This window comes from Niveispirillum sp. GW835-FHT14G11, assembly GCF_058793615.1.
The window spans coordinates 196,434-211,615 of sequence record NZ_JBXAFZ010000008.1; the positions used below are offsets into that span (position 1 = coordinate 196,434).

Here is a 15,182-nt window from a genome sequence, read left to right on the forward strand (position 1 = left end):
CCGTTTCTGCCAACTCCTTATCTCTTAAGGAACATCTCGAATGTCCGCACCTCCGACGTCGCGCGGCGAACCGATCACCGACCGCCGGCAACTGGTCGAGTATCTGGAAAAGGGCAACAAGCCGGCCGCCGACTGGCGCATCGGCACCGAGCATGAGAAATTCGTCTTCCGCGGCCCCGACCATGCCCCCGTCCCCTATCAGGGCCCCGGCGGCATCGGGGAGATTCTGGGCGAGTTCCAGAAGCGATTCGGCTGGGAACCGGTATACGAGGGCGAGAACATCATCGCCCTGACGCAGGGGCTGGCCAATATCAGCCTGGAGCCGGGCGGACAGTTCGAACTGTCCGGCGCGCCCCTGATGAGCATCCATCAGACCTGCGGCGAAGTCGGCACCCACCTGTCCCAGGTCCGCGCCATCGGCCAGGATCTGGGCTTCGGCATGCTGGGCATGGGCTTCAATCCGAAATGGAAGCGGTCCGACATCCCCTGGATGCCCAAGGGCCGGTACAAGATCATGGGCGAATACATGCCCAAGGTCGGTACATTGGGCCTGGACATGATGACCCGCACCTGCACGGTGCAGGTCAATCTGGACTTCGCATCCGAAGCCGATATGGTGAAGAAGTTCCGGGTGTCGCTGGCGCTGCAGCCCATCGCCACCGCCCTGTTCGCGGCCAGCCCCTTCACCGAAGGCAAGCCCAACGGCTTCCAGAGCTTCCGTTCCCATATCTGGACCGACACGGACAAGAACCGCACCGGCGACCTGCCGTTTGTGTTCGAGGATGGGTTCGGGTTCGAGCGCTATGTCGATTACGCGCTCGATGTGCCGATGTATTTCGTCTATCGCGACGGCAAATATCTGGATGCCTCGGGCCTGTCCTTCCGCGACTATCTGGATGGCAAACTGTCGATCCTGCCGGGCGAATTGCCGCTGATGACCGACTGGTCCGATCACATGACCACCATGTTCCCGGAAGTGCGGCTGAAGAAGTACCTGGAGATGCGCGGGGCCGATGCCGGTCCCTGGGGCCGTCTGTGCGCCCTGCCCGCTTTGTGGGTCGGGCTGCTCTATGATGGCACCGCCCTGGATGCCGCCTGGGACCTGGTCAAGGGCTGGACGCAGGAGGACCGCGCCACCCTGCGCCGCGACGTGCCGCGCCTGGGCCTGTCCACCCCGTTCCAGGGCGGCACCGTACAGGATGTGGCCCGCCGCGTGGTCGATATCGCCCGGGAAGGGTTGCGCACCCGCGCCCGCACCGCCGGCATGGGCGATGACGAGACCCACTTCATCGAACCGCTGGTCGCCATCGCGGAGTCGGGCCGCTCGCTGTCCACGGAGATGCTGGAGAAGTACAACAATACGTGGGCCGGCTCTGTCGATCCCGCCTATGTGGAATATGCCTATTGAGCGAAACCAGGGCCGGCGCGGGTAAGAACCTTGCCCCCGCCGGCCCCCGGTTGCAGTTCTATTGCCGTGCACGACCTTCTTGCCTAGAATGCGCCAGCGCAAAATGCGCGTCGCGTCGCGGCCAAGGGGGAAGGACGCTCCGCTCTGATGCTGAGATTCGGGGAATTCGCCGATAGGGCGATGGAACAGGATTTCCGCCACCACATGCTGGAGGCGGAAGCGCGCGGGTTGCGTCGCAACCTGCTGGCGCTGGGCCTGTTCTATTTGATGCCGATGGCGCTCGACTTCGTCTATTTCCAGCCCGACATCATTTTCGGCCTGCTGATGCCGCTGCGGGCCGGCGCCTATATCCTGATCATCGCCGCCATCCTGGTGCCGGTGCGCGCTGCCCTGGTGCCCCTGCGCCAGGGGCTGGTACTGTTGCTGCTGACCTATATCTGGGGCACCACCTCCCTCTCCGCCTTGAAGGTGGAGGGGGTGCAGGTCGGGTTGACGGTCAGTTTCTTCATCATGATCATCGTGCTGATGAACTATCTGTTCGTGCCGACGCGCATGGTGCTGATGCTGCCCTGGGGCCTGTCGGCCAGTGCGGCCTATCTGTTCCTGGTCATGCCCGCCACGGACGCCACGCAAAGCCAGATCCAGACGGCGACGGTGATGCACACCCTGGCCAATATCTTCGGCGCCTTCACCGCCTATCAGCTGTCCACCCTGCGCCGCGCCGAATATAGCCGCCTGCGCCAGCTGGCGGCCGAACATGCAAGGCTGGAGGATGCCAATGACGAGCTGTGGCGGCGCGAGGCCGTCATCGCCGCCCAGCGCGACGAGCTGGCCCGCAAGGTGCGGGAGCTGCAGGACGCCCAGACCCAGCTGGTGGAAACCCGCGACAGCCTGACCCAGGCGGAAAAGCTGGCCAGCCTGGGCGGGCTGGTGGCCGGGGTTGCGCATGAGTTGAACACCCCCATGGGCATCGCGCTGACCGCCATCACCCATCTGGAGGATGGGGTGGCCGCCTTGGACAAGGCGGTGGCCAGCGGCAAGCTGACCCGCACGCAGCTGGCCGATTATCAGGAAACGCTGCGCGACAGTGCCCGGCTGGTGCATGCCAATATCAGCCGCGCCACCGACCTGGTGCAAAGCTTCAAGCGCGTGGCGGTGGATCAGGCCAGTGCCGAACGCCGCGACTTCCTGCTGGGTTCCTATATCGATGAGGTGCTGCAAAGCCTGGCGCCACGCCTGCGCGGCGAACCGCACCGCATCCGCGTCGATTGCCCGTCGGGCATCCATATGGACAGCTATCCCGGTGCGATGTTCCAGGTGCTGACCAATCTGGTGATCAACGCCCTGATCCATGCCTTCCGGCCGGGACAGGCCGGCACCATCACCATCCAGGCGCGCGAACTGCCCGGCGATCAAGTGGAACTGCGCTTCAGCGATGATGGCAGGGGCGTGGGGCCCGACCATCTGGGCCGGCTGTTCGAACCGTTCTTCACCACCAACCGCGCCCGTGGCGGCTCAGGGTTGGGGCTGCATATCGTCTATAATCTGGTAACGCAATCCCTGCGCGGCACGATCACCGTCACCTCGCTGGAAGGTGAAGGCACCTGCTTCACCCTGACCCTGCCGCGCCATCTCGACCGCGAGGGGGAGGAAATGGCGCTGGAGCGGGTGGCGGGGTAGCGCGGATTGGGCGCCAGCCGTAATCCGCGGAAGTTCTGGGCACCTTCGCTGCCGCCTCTCCTACCGTCATCCCGGCGAAAGCCGGGACCCAGGCGTGGAGCGGCGTCTGCCGCGATATGAGTCATGTCGGCGCTGACCGCGCCTTGACACTGGGCCCCGGCTTGTCGCCGGGGTGACGGTAGAGAGGGTTGAAACCCTCACAGCCCAGGAGTTTCGCGGGGGAGGCAATAAAAAGCCGCCTACAATCGATCCGCTCTCAAGCCAACTGCTGCTGCACCGCCGCCGACTTGATGGCCTTTTGCAGCTTCTCGAACGCCCGCACCTCGATCTGGCGCACGCGTTCGCGGCTGATGCCGTAATGCTGGGACAGGTCTTCCAGCGTCACCGGCTCTTCGCGCAGGCGGCGTTCGACCAGGATGTGGCGCTCGCGCTCGTTCAGGCCCTTCATGGCATTGGCCAGCAGCGCCTGGCGCTTGCCCAGTTCCTGCTGCTCGCCCAGGCGGATTTCCTGGCTCTCGCGCTCATCGACCAGCCAGTCCTGCCACTCCCCTTCCCCGTCGATGCGCAACGGCGCATTCAGGGAATGGTCGGCGGCGGCCAGCCGCTGGTTCATGGAGACGACATCGGCCTCCGGCACGTCCAGGGTCGTGGCGATCCTAGTGACGATCTCGGCCGGCAGGTCGCCATCATCGATGGCCTGCATCTGGCCCTTCAGCTTGCGCAGGTTGAAGAACAGCTTCTTCTGCGCGGCCGTGGTACCCATCTTCACCAGCGACCAGCTGTGCAGGATATATTCCTGGATGGCCGCGCGAATCCACCACATGGCATAGGTGGCCAGGCGGAAGCCGCGATCGGGCTCGAACCGCTTGACGGCCTGCATCATGCCGACATTGCCTTCGGAGATCAGTTCCGACACGGGCAGGCCATAGCCGCGATAGCCCATGGCGATCTTCGCCACGAGGCGCAGATGGCTGGTCACCAGACGGTGGGCGGCCTTGGTATCCTCATGCTCGCGCCAGCTCTTGGCCAGCATATATTCCTCACCCGGTTCCAGCATGGGGAACTTGCGGATTTCCTGGAGATAGCGGCTGAGGCTGCTTTCGGAGCTGACGGTGGGAATGGCGGGTACGGAAGCGGTCATGAATAACCCCCTTGCATAAGGCTGGTTTGCGTCATCGGCCCAACTGGCACCGGCGACGATGGATCAGTCCGGAACGGACACGCCTGGCGTCCGTCCACGTTCGGCCCGGATGTCACGCGCGGCGGCATTATAGCACCTCCAGCGCGTGGATTAAGCCCTTGAAATCATCCGGTAACACAGTTTCGAAGCGAACCTTCGTCCCCGTGGCCGGATGGATGAACTCGATGGCGGCGGCGTGCAGCGCCTGGCGGGAGAACCCGTCCAGCGCCTGTCTGGCCCCGTCCGACAGGCCGCGGGTGCGCCCCTGGCGGATGCGGCCATAGACCGGGTCACCGACCAGCGGATATCCGGCATGGGTCATGTGGACACGGATCTGGTGGGTGCGGCCGGTCAGCAGCTTGCACTCGATCAGCGCCGCCGCCAGCCCCAGGGGCCGGATGGTGGCGTAGCGGGTAATCGCCACCTTGCCGCCGCGCTCCAGCACGGCCATGCGCTTGCGGTCGCTGGCATGGCGGCCGATATTGGCATTGATCTCGCCGACGCGCGGGTTGGGCACGCCCCAGACCACGGCCTGATAGGTGCGCGACAGTGACCGGTCGGCGAATTGCGCCGACAGCGCCTGATGCGCCCGATCATTCTTGGCCACCACCATCAGGCCGGACGTGTCCTTGTCCAGCCGGTGGACGATGCCCGGCCGGCGCACGCCGCCGATGCCCGACAGGCTGTCGCCGCAATGGTGCAGCAGGGCATTGACCAGGGTGCCGTCATGATTGCCGGCAGCCGGATGCACCACCATGCCCGCCGGCTTGTCGATGACCAGCAGGTCCTCATCCTCATGGATGATCACCAGGGGGATGTCCTGGGCCAGCGGCAGGGCAGGCGCACTGGCCGGGACATGCACATGGAATTCCTGGCCGGCTTTGACCCGGCGGGATGCGTCGTCTATGGTCACCCCGCCGACGCTGACATGCCCCTGGTCGATCAGGGCGCGCAGGCGGGACCGCGACAGGCCGGTATCGGCCAGCAGTTCCGCCAGCGCCTTGTCCAGCCGGTCGCCGTCACGGGCGCCGTCGATGACGGCCTTGTGGTCGGCGGGTTCAAGGCCGGTGACGGCGTCAGCGGCGGCGGGCAGGAATTCCTCGTCGCACAGATCGTCATCCAGGTCGAATTCCAGGCCGGCGGGCGGAATGTCCGTCCGGCCGGTGGCCTTCAACTGGGGATTTGCCGAACGTGCAGGCACTGAAGAACATCCTTATCATCGGGGCCGTGATCATCGCGGCCGGGTTCGCGTTCCTGGGCTATGAAGTCTATAAACGCTCCACGGACCCCAATCATCCGCGCACGTTTGCCGCCCGCTTCCGGTCGGAGCCGCCGCCGGCCGATATGCCGGCCCCGCCAGCCCCTCCCGCTCCGCCGGCGCCGGTGAAGGCGCCGATGCCGACCGAGGCGGTGACCTTGGCCGCGGGAGCGGTGCTGCTGCCCGGCATCACGACCGTGGGGGGCCGTATCGCCGTGCAGGTCAAGCTGGCCGACGGTCGCAACCAGGTGCTTCTGGTCGATCCGGCTACGGGCGAACATGCGGTTCTGGTGACAAGCGCGCCGTGATCAAGGTCACAATAGAGCGCATTCCCCGACCAAAGGGACGTTAAATGAATTTCATGTCCGACAATGTGACGGGTGCGGCACCGGAAATACTGGCAGCATTGGTCGCCGCCAATGATGGCTCCGCCCCCTCCTACGGCGCCGACGACTGGACCCGGCGCCTGACGGAGCGGCTGTCCACCCTGTTCGAGCGGGAGGTGGCGGTGTTTCCCGTGGCCACGGGCACGGCCGCCAACGCCCTGTCGCTGGCAGCCCTGACGCCGCCCTGGGGCAGCATCTATTGCCATGCCGAGGCGCATATCCAGATGGATGAATGCGGCGCGCCAGAAATGTTCACGGCCGGGGCCAAGCTGGTCCCCCTGCCAGGCCTCCATGGCAAGATCGCGCCCGATACCCTGTCCAAGGCACTGGGCCGCGCCAACCAGGGCTTCGTCCATGCCGTGCAGCCCGCCGCCTTGTCGCTGACCCAGGCGACGGAGGCCGGCACCATCTACACGCCCGACGAAGTGTCGGCCCTGACCGCCATCGCCCGGCACCACGGAATGCGCACCCACATGGACGGCGCGCGCTTCGCCAATGCCGTCGCCTCGCTGGGCTGTACGCCGGCCGACATCACCTGGCGCGCCGGCGTCGATGTCCTGTCCTTCGGCGCCACCAAGAACGGCGCGCTGGGGGCGGAAGCGGTGGTGTTCTTCGACCGCGAGCTGTCGGCGAATTTCGGCTATCGCCGCAAGCGGGCAGCCCACCTGTTTTCCAAGATGCGCTTCCTGTCGGCGCAGCTGGACGCCTATCTGCAGGATGGATTGTGGCTGCGCCTGGCCGGCCACGCCAACCGCATGGCAAGCCGCCTGGCCGAGGGCCTGACGGACCTGCCCGGTACCACCCTGGCCCATCCCGTCGATGCCAACGAGGTGTTCGTGGCCCTGCCCGAACCGGTGATCGCGGGGCTGGAGGCGGCCGGCTTCGGCTTCTACCGCTGGGACAGCAATGTGGTCCGCCTGGTCACCGCCTGGAACAGCGATGAGGCGGCCGTGGACGCGCTGTTGGCGACGGCACGGGGGTTGGCGGAATAGACACTACCCTTTTTTTCGTCATCCCGGCGAAAGCCGGGACCCAGGGGCCAAGCGCCCGACCTTGCAGCAGCTTTGATCCAGGCAGCGTAGAGGTTTGATCCTGTGGCCCCTGGGTCCCGGCTTGTCGCCGGGATGACGGGATAGGTAGAGGACCTGTCACGCAGGGACCCACCCGCCCAGCGGATATTCCTGCAGGATGTGGTACGTCGCGCCCGACTTGCCCAGCACGCTTTCATACAGGCAATAGCGGTCCACCATGAACGGTCCCGCCTGGAACAGGCCGTTGGCTCCCATATAGTGGGCCAGCTTCTCCGCCGGTGTCTCCTTCAGATAGGCCAGCGTCACATGCGGGCTGAACTTGCGCTCCTCCGCTGGCAGGCCGGCGCGGACCAGGGCCGATTCGACCTTGGCCTGCAGATGCAACAGCGGATCGCCCTCCGCCAATCCTGCCCACAGCGCATGCTGCTTGTGTCCCTTGCCGAACGACCCCAGGCCCGACAGGGTCAGGGGGAAGGCCGGCCCGGTGACCAGATCCAGCGCCTCATCCACATCATGGGCCGTGCCCTCGTCCATCTCCCCCAGAAAGCGCAGGGTCAGGTGGTAATTCTCCGGCGGCACCCAGCGCGCACCTGGCAGGCCGGACGCCAACCCCGACAGCCGCTCCACCACCAACTCGGGCATGGGGATTCCGATGAACAGACGCAGCATGGCGACATCACGGGCAGGGGTTGGGATTGGCGGCATGCACGGCGTCCAGGTCCGCCAGCACCTCGGCCGACAGGGTCAGGGACCCGGCCCCGATGGCGATGCGCAGATGCTCCATTGTGGTGGCGCCGATGATGGTGCTGGTCACGAAGGGGCGGGAGAAGACGAAGGCGATGGCCATCGCCGCCGGATCCAGCCCATGCGCCGCCGCCACGGCCAGATAGTCGCGCGTCGCAGCATCCCCGCGCGGCAGGTCATAGCGCGACTTGCGATGGTCGAAGGCGCGGCGCGCATTGGATGGCATGGCACCGTCCAGGTACTTGCCCGTCAGGGTGCCGGCGGCCAGCGGCGAGTAGGCCAGCATCGACACATCCTCGCGCAGCGCCACCTCCGCAAGGCCCATCTCGAACGTCCGGTTCAGCAGGGAGTACGGATTCTGGATGCTGGCGATGCGCGGCAGGCCCAGATGGTCGGCGGCCGCCACATAGCGCATGGTGCCCCACGGCGTCTCGTTCGACACGCCGACATGGCGAACCTTGCCCGCCTTGATCAGATCGGCGAAGGCGGCCAGCGTCTCCTCGATCGCCACCTCCCCCGGCTGGGCCGACGGGTTGGCAACGGCGCGACCGAAACGGTCGGCCTGCCGGTCGGGCCAGTGCAGCTGGTACAGGTCGATATGGTCGGTGCGCAGACGGCGGAGGCTGGCATCGACGGCGGCCTCGATATTCTTGCGGTCGGCGCGGGCTTTGCCGCCGCGTACATAGTCCATTCCCGACCCCTCGCCCACCACCTTGCTGGCCAGCAGCACCTCGTTGCGCCGGCCGGTGCGGGCGAACCACTCGCCGATGATCTCTTCCGTCCGACCATAGGTGGCAGGCGTCGGGGGGGCGGAATACATCTCCGCCGTGTCCCAGAAGAACAGGCCATGGTCCAGCGCCATGTCCATCTGGGCGAAGGCCTCCTCAGGGCTGTTCTGCCGCCCCCAGGTCATGGTGCCCAGGCAGAGGGCGGGTACGGAAAGATCGGTGCGGCCAAGCCGGCGAAGGGTCATGATACGATCCCGGTTACGGAACATTGGGCGCAAAGATGGGGGCAGCCGCCCGCCGCGCCAAGCATGAAATGCGGCACTGGCGCGAACAAAACAGGTACGCTATGATTTGCCGGCACGCAAAGGAACCGCCCCATGGATATGCCGGACACACAGCACGGATGGAACCGCCGGCAGGTAATGGCCGCGGGATCGGCGCTGTTCCTGGCGGGTGGGACCACGGCACAAGCAACGGGGAATGAGGGGAAAGCCATGTACGGGCTGATCGGCCGCATGATCGCGGCATCGGGCAAGCGGGACGAACTGGCCGCCATCCTGCTGGACGGAACCGGGTCCATGCCGGGCTGCCTGTCCTATATCATCGCTGCCGACCCGACCAACCCCGACGCGCTGTGGATCACCGAGGCCTGGGATGCCAAGGAAAGCCATGCCGGCAGCCTGAAACTGCCCGCCGTGCAGGCCGCCATCGCCAAGGCCCGCCCCCTGATCGCCGGCTTCGACAACCGCTCGGAAACGCTGCCACTGGGTGGGCATGGGCTGGTGAAGGCGGGGTGATGGCGCCTTCCCGTTCGATCCGCTATGATAGTCCTGAAAGGGGAAGGCCATGATTGAAGTTGCTGCCAAGGATTTTGTGCGCGACTTTCCGACGCTGGCGCGCCGGGCACAGGTGGAACCCGTCAAGGTGCAGGCCCAGGACCGCACTGAGGGCTATTTCGTCTCTGCCGAGGCATTCGAACGGTTCCAGGGCTTCATGGAGACATCCACGATCGCCTATCATCCATCGGCATTGCCGGACCATTTGAAGGCAGCTTTGGCCGATGCCCAAATGGATCCTACGGATGACGCACTGAACGCGTTGATGGATTGAAAGCCGGCTGCCGTGGCGCTACCCCATCCCGTCCCCGGCCTCGTCATCAATTTCCGTTATCTCTGGCAGCATGAACATGCTTCGGGCGAGGACGAAGGGCGCAAGGATCGTCCCTGCGTCATCATCGTTGCCGTCGCCAATAAGGCTGGCGTGACGGAAGTTGTCGTCGCGCCCGTGACGCACCGGCATCCTATCGCGCCAACGGATGGGGTGGAATTACCAGCCGGTGTAAAGGCGCATCTCGGCCTGGATGACATCCCGTCCTGGGTCATCGCCACCGATCTCAATGTCTTCATATGGCCGGGTTACGATCTACGCCCCGTGCCCGGCAGCACGCCACCTCGGTTCGCCTATGGCAAGGTACCACCGCGTCTGTTCGCGCAACTGGTGGAGCGCGTGCGGGCGTCAGCCGCCAAGCCAACGCCACGCGATGGCGAGTAACCCTTACCCATAGATCACCGACGGCAACCACAGGGCCAGTTCCGGGAATTGGTACAGCACGAACAACGCCAGCAGCACGATGCCCATGAAGGGCAGCATGCCGCGGAAGATGTGGCTCAGTTCGACACCTTTGGGCGCCACCCCCTTCAGATAGAAGGCCGACATGGCCATGGGCGGGGACAGGAAGCTGGTCTGGATGTTGAGTGCCACCAGCACCCCGAAGAACACCGGGTCGATGCCGTAATTATCCAGCAGGGGCAGGAAGATCGGCACGAAGATCACGATGATCTCCGTCCATTCCAGCGGCCAGCCCAGCAGGAAGATGATGATCTGGGTCAGCAGCAGGAACTGCCACGGCGCCAGATCCAGCGCCTCGAACCAGCCCTCGATGACATGATGCCCGCCCAGCAGCGCGAAGACCGAGGCGAAGATATAGGAACCCACGAACAGCCAGCAGACCATGGCCGATGCCCGGCCCGTGAGGAACACCGCCTCTTTCAGCTTGTCCCAGGTGAAGGCGCGATAGGCCACGGCCAGGACCAGGGCCCCGATGGCGCCGATGGCCGCGGCCTCCGACGGGGTGGCGATGCCGGCCAGGATGGCGCCCAGCACCGACAGCACCAGCACGGTCAAGGGCAGAAAGGAGGTCAGAAGCATCCAGACCACCTGCCCGGTACTCACCCCCTCCACCTGTTCCCTGGGCAGGCGCGGGGCCAGTTCCGGCTTCACGATGCTGACGCCGATGACATAGATGATGTACATGCCGGCCAGCATCAGACCCGGCAGCAAGGCGCCGGCATAGAGCCGCACCACCGACTCGCCCGCCATGGCGCCATAGAGGATCAGCATGATCGAGGGCGGGATCAGGATGCCCAGGCAGCCGCCCGCCGCGATCAGGCCTGACGCCAGCCGCTTGTCGTAACGGGCCTTCAGCATGGCCGGCAGGGCCAGCACCCCCATCAGGGTGACGACGGCCCCGACGATGCCCGTAGCCGTGGCAAACAGGGCGCAGGTGAACAGGGTGGCCACGCCCAGCGATCCCGGAATGCGGCGCAGCGCCAGCTGGATGGACAGGAACAGCCGGTCCAGGATGTTCGACCGCTCAATCATGTAGCCCATGAACAGGAACAGGGGCACGGAGATCAGAACGTCATTGGCCATCACCCCATAGGCCCGCTGCACCAGCAGCGGGAAGATCGTGTCGCCCACGGCATAGAAGCCGAACATCACCGACAGGGCGATCAGGGTGAAGGCGATGGGAAAGCCCAGCAGGATGGCCAAGATGAAACTGACCAGCATCAGCATGCCGACGGCGGGATCACTCACAGATGGCCTCCGGTCTGGCTATGCTCCTTCAGCATCACCTGCTCCAGCTCCTCCACATCATGCAGGCGGGACGGCCATTCGCTGGTACGCAGGGCGATGACGCAGCGCCCGATCTCCGCCAGCCCCTGCAACAGCAGCAGCACACCCGCGATGGGCAGCAGGGCCTTGAACGGATAGATGGGCGGGCCGTCAGGCGTGAAGGAACTATGCTCCTTCATCACCCAGGACAGTTTGGCAAAATCATAGCCGGAATAGATCAGGGTCAGGGCCGCCGGCAGAAAGAAAATCAGGTACAGGACCAGATCGACGCCAGCCTGCACCTTCACCGGCCAGAGCCGGTAAAGGAAGTCGCCCCTCACATGACCGTTACGGGCCAGCAGATAGGCCCCGCACATGATGAACAGCGTGCCATAGAGGATGTAGGAAGTGTCATAGGCCCAGCTTGTGGGCGCGCGCAGCACATAGCGCATGAACACTTCGCACCCGATCACCAGGGTGAGGGCCAGGATGCACCAGGAAAAGGCCTTGCCGACCCAGGTACTGATCCTGTCGATCACCAGAATGTGCCGCAGCATCGGCTCACCCGAAGAAATGCTGATAGGCGAGGTCGGTGCGCACCTCATACTCGGCCTCGAAGCCCAGCACGCGCCTAGCCCAGTCCTTCTGGCTGTCCAGCACCTTCTTGAAGAAGGGATCGGCCGACTTGGCGGCGATGACCTTGTCCCAGGCGGCCAACTGCGCCTGCAACACGCTGTCCGGTGTCTTCACCACCTTCACGCCCGCCGCCTTCAGCGCCGCAAGGTCCTTGGAATAGCGGTCCATGGCCTTCCACGACATGTCGGCCGACGCACTTTCCGACGCCACGCGCAGCACGGTCTGCTGCTCCTTGGGCAGGCTGTCGAACTTCTTCTTGTTGAAGATGATTTCGAACATCTCCGCCGACTGGTGATAGCTGCCCACCATGTAGGTCTTGGTCACGTCCTGGAAGCCCAGGGCCTTGTCCGATGACGGATTGTTGAACTCCGCCCCGTCCAGAAGACCGCGATCCAGGGCCGGCACGATGTCGCCCGCCCCCATGATGGTGACGGCCACCCCCATCTCCTTGTTCAGGTCGGCACCCAGTCCCACGGTACGGTATTTCAGGCCGCGCATGTCATCGGGGCTCGATATCTCCTTCTTGAACCAGCCCAGCGGCTGGCTGGGCATGGGGCCGGTCAGGAAACCGACCAGATCCAGCTTCAGCACGTCGCGCACCAGCTCGTCATACAGCGCCTGGCCGCCGCCATATTTGACCCAGCCCAGCATGTGGTTGGCCTTCCAGCCCAATGCCGGCGGCGTGCCGAACAGGGAGAAGGCGGGGTTCTTGCCATACCAATAGGCCGTGACCCCGTGCCCGCCATCCAGGGCACCCGCGATCACCGCATCCTGCAGCTGCAACGCCCCCACCACCGCACCGGACGGCAGCAGCTCCAGCTTCAGCCGCCCGCCCGCCAGTTCGTTGACCGTCCGGGCATAATCACCCGCGAATTCATGGAAGATGTCGCGGGCGGGCCAGGTGGACTGGAACCGCAGGGTCGTGGTCTGGGCCCGCGACACGTTGGGCATGGCGATGCTGCTGGCCGCCACCCCGGCCGTGGCCCCGCCCAGGCCGGCCATGAAGCGCCGGCGCGAGGCCTTGTCGGTCTTACCGGTGGGGGGCGTCGTCTCCTGGGACATGCGATGGATCCTCCCGACTGCATAGATTTTCGTTCCGCCGCATCAGGGCGGTGGCATCGGCCGGAATGGTAAACAGAAAATTAAAATCATTCAAATTCCCGTGCAATGCGAAAAGGAATCTCGCATTGCACAAATAGTTCCCCCGATGATCATCGGGCATTTCATTGCCACCCTGACCGTAAGAACCTCACCAAAGGGGCGAGCGGGCACCGTGCCCGCGTGAATTTGCCCACCCCCCCGGAAGGGGATTCGTGGTAAGATAGGATATTGTTTTCGTATGGAGTCCCCGCCCTGTGACCTCGCCCACCGAAACCGGACGCGATCCCTCTCCGCGCACCGCCGCTGATGCTCACGCCCTTGTGAAGGATGAGACGATTCAGTACGGCACCATGATCCCCTTCATCCTGGTCCATCTCGCCTGCCTGGCCGCCATCTGGACAGGCGTGGCGTGGCAGGACGTGGTGCTGGCGCTGGTGCTGTACGGCGCGCGCATGTTCGGCATCACGGGTGGCTATCACCGCTATTTCTCCCACCGCTCCTACAAGACCGGTCGGATCATGCAGTTCCTGCTGGCCTTCCTGGCGCAAAGCTCCGCCCAGCGCGGTGCCTTGTGGTGGGCGGCCACGCACCGCCATCATCATAAATATTCCGACACCGAACATGACGTGCACTCGCCCCGCCATAAGGGCTTCTTCTATGCCCATCTGGGCTGGATCTTCACGGAGAAGCATAATGGCGCCGACTACAAGGCGATCGGCGACCTGACAAAGTTCCCCGAGCTGGTCTGGCTGGACAAATATTATTATATCCCGCCCGTCCTGCTGGGCATCGCCACCTGGGCCTTGTTCGGCTGGTCCGGTCTCGTCGTGGGCTTCCTGTGGAGCACGGTGGCGCTCTATCATGCCACCTTCTGCATCAATTCCCTGGCCCATGTGCTGGGCCGCCCGCGCTATCTGACGGGCGATGACAGCCGCAACAACTGGGCCCTGGCCATCGCCACCATGGGCGAAGGCTGGCACAACAACCATCACCACTATCAGTCGGCCGCCCGCCAGGGCTTCCGCTGGTGGGAGATCGACACTTCCTATTACATCATCAAGGCCCTGCAGGCCGTGGGCCTGGTCTGGGACGTGCATGAGCCGCCGGCATCGGTGGTCCGCAACGAACAGCGCCTGGGCACCAAGGTGATCGAGGCTGCTGCCTCCCAGCTGGCGGCCAGCTTCCAGGTTGAAAAACTGGCCGCCCAGGTGCGCGAAGCACTGGCCCAGACCCCCACCCTGGCGGAGATCGAAGAGCGTGTCCGCCAGGCGCGCGAGAATGCCAAGGTCCGGGTGGAGGCGCTGGTCGCCAATATCCACCTGCCGCACCTGCCCACGACCGAGGAACTGCGCCAGCGGGCAAGCAATATGTTCGTCCGCACGCCCAGCATGGACGACATCGTGGAACGCGCCCGCCAGATCCTGGTGGCCAATATCTGCACCCGTCTGGTCGCGCATCCGGCCTGATACGGCCCCTCCGGCCGGTAGCATCGTTACCGGCCGGGTACGGGTGAATAAACCCTGTCTGCCCAGACCCGCATATCCGACCCGTTGAATTGCCACGGGCTTTCCCCTTCCCCTTGCCGGGACGGAACGCTAAGTTACGGTCCAGGGGCGCCTTTCGACGATATGGATTTGAGAACATGACCCGTTTCACTGCCAGCCTGTTGCTGTCCGCGGCATTGGTCGCCGGACCCGCAACCGCCTTCGCACAGCAGACCCCTGCCGCGCCTGCGGCCCCCGCCGCTGACGCCCCGCGCGTCACCGGAGCGGCCGCCGGCGCCAGCAAGGCTTCCTTCTTCGCCTCCGGCAATCTGATCCCGCTGGCCGGTGTCGCCGCCGTCGCGGCCGCCGGCGTGATCGCCGCCACCATCGGCGGCGGTGACGATGAAAGCGGCCCGCCGACCAGCACGGCCACGACCACCGCCACATCGACCACCTCGTCCAATTAATCCCGGTCAATTCCGGCACAGCAACCCCGCCGTCCCCGGATGGCGGGGTTTTTCTTTGTATGCTTCACGCTATGATTGATGATGGTCAGGCCGTCACAAAGGATCGCGCCCTTCGAAATCGGGGCAGTTCTTAAAATATTTCCATTGGGAAACGTAACCTTACGTATTGGAAAGGTGTCGAAGT

General features: G+C 64.8%; 16 protein-coding genes. 9 read left to right on the forward strand and 7 right to left on the reverse strand.

Annotated elements, in window-relative coordinates:
• The first annotated feature begins 40 nt into the window (after positions 1–40).
• Complete coding sequence (locus tag AC1Q7F_RS16365) at positions 41–1,408, forward strand: glutamate--cysteine ligase (RefSeq protein ID WP_492508715.1); 1,368 nt, start codon at positions 41–43, stop codon at positions 1,406–1,408.
• 147 nt (positions 1,409–1,555) lie between these two features.
• Positions 1,556–3,088: a sensor histidine kinase gene (locus tag AC1Q7F_RS16370; protein WP_492508717.1), complete on the forward strand. Its 1,533-nt coding sequence runs from the start codon at positions 1,556–1,558 to the stop codon at positions 3,086–3,088.
• Between the two features lie 256 nt (positions 3,089–3,344).
• Here AC1Q7F_RS16370 and rpoH read toward each other — a convergent pair whose 3' ends face one another.
• A complete protein-coding gene (gene rpoH / locus AC1Q7F_RS16375; RefSeq protein WP_492508719.1) occupies positions 3,345–4,229 on the reverse strand; it encodes an RNA polymerase sigma factor RpoH in 885 nt (294 codons plus the stop codon).
• Between the two features lie 127 nt (positions 4,230–4,356).
• Positions 4,357–5,469, reverse strand: coding sequence for an RluA family pseudouridine synthase (locus AC1Q7F_RS16380; RefSeq protein WP_492508721.1), 1,113 nt, complete (start codon positions 5,467–5,469; stop codon positions 4,357–4,359).
• Here AC1Q7F_RS16380 and AC1Q7F_RS16385 point away from each other — a divergent pair.
• Both AC1Q7F_RS16385 and AC1Q7F_RS16390 read left to right on the forward strand, forming a co-directional pair.
• Complete coding sequence (locus AC1Q7F_RS16385; protein WP_492508723.1) at positions 5,460–5,834, forward strand: hypothetical protein; 375 nt, start codon at positions 5,460–5,462, stop codon at positions 5,832–5,834. The two genes, AC1Q7F_RS16380 and AC1Q7F_RS16385, sit on opposite strands and share 10 nt — an antisense overlap.
• Positions 5,835–5,878: 44 nt before the next feature.
• On the forward strand, positions 5,879–6,904 hold the full coding sequence (locus tag AC1Q7F_RS16390; protein WP_492508725.1) for a threonine aldolase family protein: 1,026 nt from the start codon (positions 5,879–5,881) through the stop codon (positions 6,902–6,904).
• A 156-nt stretch (positions 6,905–7,060) separates the two neighbouring features.
• On the opposite strand, the gene thpR is transcribed toward AC1Q7F_RS16390, so the two are convergent.
• Both thpR and AC1Q7F_RS16400 read right to left on the reverse strand, forming a co-directional pair.
• Positions 7,061–7,612, reverse strand: coding sequence for an RNA 2',3'-cyclic phosphodiesterase (thpR, locus tag AC1Q7F_RS16395; protein ID WP_492508727.1), 552 nt, complete (start codon positions 7,610–7,612; stop codon positions 7,061–7,063).
• A gap of 7 nt (positions 7,613–7,619) precedes the next feature.
• Entirely contained in the window at positions 7,620–8,660 is a 1,041-nt protein-coding gene (locus AC1Q7F_RS16400; RefSeq protein WP_492508729.1) for an aldo/keto reductase, read from the reverse strand.
• A 132-nt stretch (positions 8,661–8,792) separates the two neighbouring features.
• On the opposite strand from AC1Q7F_RS16400, the gene AC1Q7F_RS16405 reads away from it, so the two are divergent.
• The 3 genes from AC1Q7F_RS16405 to AC1Q7F_RS16415 are packed head-to-tail and all read left to right on the forward strand — an operon-like array spanning position 8,793 to position 9,966.
• Positions 8,793–9,212, forward strand: coding sequence for a putative quinol monooxygenase (locus AC1Q7F_RS16405; RefSeq protein ID WP_492508731.1), 420 nt, complete (start codon positions 8,793–8,795; stop codon positions 9,210–9,212).
• 49 nt (positions 9,213–9,261) lie between these two features.
• Entirely contained in the window at positions 9,262–9,525 is a 264-nt protein-coding gene (locus AC1Q7F_RS16410) for a hypothetical protein (RefSeq protein WP_492508733.1), read from the forward strand.
• 12 nt (positions 9,526–9,537) lie between these two features.
• Complete coding sequence (locus tag AC1Q7F_RS16415) at positions 9,538–9,966, forward strand: growth inhibitor PemK (RefSeq protein WP_492508735.1); 429 nt, start codon at positions 9,538–9,540, stop codon at positions 9,964–9,966.
• A gap of 3 nt (positions 9,967–9,969) precedes the next feature.
• On the opposite strand, the gene AC1Q7F_RS16420 is transcribed toward AC1Q7F_RS16415, so the two are convergent.
• Genes AC1Q7F_RS16420 through AC1Q7F_RS16430 form a run of 3 tightly spaced genes read right to left on the reverse strand, consistent with a single transcriptional unit; the run spans position 9,970 to position 13,008 of the window.
• The gene (locus AC1Q7F_RS16420; RefSeq protein ID WP_492508737.1) at positions 9,970–11,292 is read right to left on the reverse strand and encodes a TRAP transporter large permease; all 1,323 of its coding nucleotides are present in this window, start codon (positions 11,290–11,292) and stop codon (positions 9,970–9,972) included.
• On the reverse strand, positions 11,289–11,867 hold the full coding sequence (locus AC1Q7F_RS16425; RefSeq protein WP_492508739.1) for a TRAP transporter small permease subunit: 579 nt from the start codon (positions 11,865–11,867) through the stop codon (positions 11,289–11,291). The genes AC1Q7F_RS16420 and AC1Q7F_RS16425 overlap by 4 nt, the downstream gene beginning before the upstream one ends.
• A gap of 4 nt (positions 11,868–11,871) precedes the next feature.
• Positions 11,872–13,008: a TRAP transporter substrate-binding protein gene (locus tag AC1Q7F_RS16430; RefSeq protein WP_492508741.1), complete on the reverse strand. Its 1,137-nt coding sequence runs from the start codon at positions 13,006–13,008 to the stop codon at positions 11,872–11,874.
• A gap of 293 nt (positions 13,009–13,301) precedes the next feature.
• Between AC1Q7F_RS16430 and AC1Q7F_RS16435 the strand changes: the two genes are divergently transcribed.
• Positions 13,302–14,513 (forward strand): acyl-CoA desaturase, encoded by a 1,212-nt coding sequence (locus AC1Q7F_RS16435; RefSeq protein WP_492508743.1) that lies wholly within the window; start codon positions 13,302–13,304, stop codon positions 14,511–14,513.
• A 176-nt stretch (positions 14,514–14,689) separates the two neighbouring features.
• Positions 14,690–14,998 carry a hypothetical protein gene (locus AC1Q7F_RS16440; RefSeq protein WP_492508745.1) on the forward strand — a complete coding sequence of 103 codons (309 nt, stop codon included), beginning with the start codon at positions 14,690–14,692 and terminating at the stop codon, positions 14,996–14,998.
• Positions 14,999–15,182: the final 184 nt, after the last annotated feature.

Excerpts from the sequence above, each read along its gene's own strand:
- AC1Q7F_RS16370 (WP_492508717.1), top strand. The coding sequence starts at position 1,556 with ATGCTGAGATTCGGGGAATTCGCCGATAGGGCGATGGAACAGGATTTC.
- AC1Q7F_RS16410 (WP_492508733.1), top strand. The coding sequence starts at position 9,262 with ATGATTGAAGTTGCTGCCAAGGATTTTGTGCGCGACTTTCCGACGCTG.
- AC1Q7F_RS16440 (WP_492508745.1), top strand. The coding sequence starts at position 14,690 with ATGACCCGTTTCACTGCCAGCCTGTTGCTGTCCGCGGCATTGGTCGCC.
- AC1Q7F_RS16390 (WP_492508725.1), top strand. The coding sequence starts at position 5,879 with ATGAATTTCATGTCCGACAATGTGACGGGTGCGGCACCGGAAATACTG.
- AC1Q7F_RS16430 (WP_492508741.1), bottom strand. The coding sequence starts at position 13,008 with ATGTCCCAGGAGACGACGCCCCCCACCGGTAAGACCGACAAGGCCTCG.
- AC1Q7F_RS16400 (WP_492508729.1), bottom strand. The coding sequence starts at position 8,660 with ATGACCCTTCGCCGGCTTGGCCGCACCGATCTTTCCGTACCCGCCCTC.
- AC1Q7F_RS16365 (WP_492508715.1), top strand. The coding sequence starts at position 41 with ATGTCCGCACCTCCGACGTCGCGCGGCGAACCGATCACCGACCGCCGG.
- rpoH (WP_492508719.1), bottom strand. The coding sequence starts at position 4,229 with ATGACCGCTTCCGTACCCGCCATTCCCACCGTCAGCTCCGAAAGCAGC.
- AC1Q7F_RS16405 (WP_492508731.1), top strand. The coding sequence starts at position 8,793 with ATGGATATGCCGGACACACAGCACGGATGGAACCGCCGGCAGGTAATG.
- AC1Q7F_RS16425 (WP_492508739.1), bottom strand. The coding sequence starts at position 11,867 with ATGCTGCGGCACATTCTGGTGATCGACAGGATCAGTACCTGGGTCGGC.
- thpR (WP_492508727.1), bottom strand. The coding sequence starts at position 7,612 with ATGCTGCGTCTGTTCATCGGAATCCCCATGCCCGAGTTGGTGGTGGAG.